General features: G+C 53.2%; 1 rRNA gene. It reads left to right on the forward strand.

The features are described 5' to 3' along the window. A 23S ribosomal RNA gene (locus ACTJKB_RS30825) occupies window positions 1-1,535 on the forward strand; the annotation flags it as partial.

Here is a 1,535-nt window from a genome sequence, read left to right on the forward strand (position 1 = left end):
AGTATGTGGACGTAGACCCGAAACCGTGTGATCTACCCCTGTCCAGGGTGAAGGTGCGGTAACACGCACTGGAGGCCCGAACCCACGCATGTTGAAAAATGCGGGGATGAGGTGGGGGTAGCGGAGAAATTCCAATCGAACTCGGAGATAGCTGGTTCTCCCCGAAATAGCTTTAGGGCTAGCCTCGGTGAATGGAGTGGTGGAGGTAGAGCACTGATTGGGTGCGGGGCCCGCAAGGGTTACCAAGCTCAGTCAAACTCCGAATGCCATTAACTTCTTGCCGGGAGTCAGACAGTGAGTGCTAAGATCCATTGTCAAAAGGGAAACAGCCCAGACCATCAGCTAAGGTCCCCAAGTGTGTGTTAAGTGGGAAAGGATGTGGAGTTGCACAGACAACCAGGATGTTGGCTTAGAAGCAGCCACCATTGAAAGAGTGCGTAATAGCTCACTGGTCGAGTGACTCTGCGCCGAAAATGTAACGGGGCTAAACACACCACCGAAGCTATGGCTAGATGCTTTGCATCTGGGGTAGGGGAGCGTTGTATGTGGGTTGAAGGTGTACCGTAAGGAGCGCTGGACAGCATACAAGTGAGAATGCCGGTATGAGTAACGAAAAGATCAGTGAGAATCTGATCCGCCGAAAGCCCAAGGTTTCCTGAGGAAGGCTCGTCCGCTCAGGGTAAGTCGGGACCTAAGGCGAGGCCGACAGGCGTAGTCGAAGGACAACAGTTTGAAATTACTGTACCACCGTAATCCGCTATGAGCGATGGGGTGACGCAGGAGGGTAGTGACGCGGACTGATGGATGTCCGTCTAAGCAGTGAGGCTGATGTGTAGGCAAATCCGCACATCGTTAAGGCTGGGCTGTGATGGGGAGCGAAAATTATAGTAGCGAAGGTCATGATCTCACACTGCCAAGAAAAGCCTCTAGCCAGGAGAAGGTGCCCGTACCGCAAACCGACACAGGTAGGCGAGAAGAGAATTCTAAGGCGCGCGGAAGAACTCTCGTTAAGGAACTCGGCAAAATGACCTCGTAACTTCGGGAGAAGAGGTGCCTCGGTAGGGTGAATAGCCCGAGGGGGCCGCAGTGAAAAGGCCCAAGCGACTGTTTAGCAAAAACACAGGTCTGTGCGAAGCCGCAAGGCGAAGTATACGGGCTGACGCCTGCCCGGTGCTGGAAGGTTAAGGGGAGCGGTTAGGAGCAATCCGAAGCTGTGAACCGAAGCCCCAGTAAACGGCGGCCGTAACTATAACGGTCCTAAGGTAGCGAAATTCCTTGTCAGGTAAATTCTGACCCGCACGAATGGCGTAACGACTTGGGCGCTGTCTCAACGAGAGATCCGGTGAAATTTTAATACCTGTGAAGATGCAGGTTACCCGCGACAAGACGGAAAGACCCCATGGAGCTTTACTGCAGCTTGATATTGAATTTGGGTACGATCTGTACAGGATAGGTGGGAGCCGTAGAAGTAGGAGCGCAAGCTTCTATGGAGGCGCCGTTGGGATACCACCCTGATCGTATCTAGGTTCTAACCT

Origin of the sequence: Paenibacillus sp. 22594 (genome assembly GCF_052044425.1) — a bacterium.
GTDB lineage: Bacteria > Bacillota > Bacilli > Paenibacillales > Paenibacillaceae > Paenibacillus_AQ.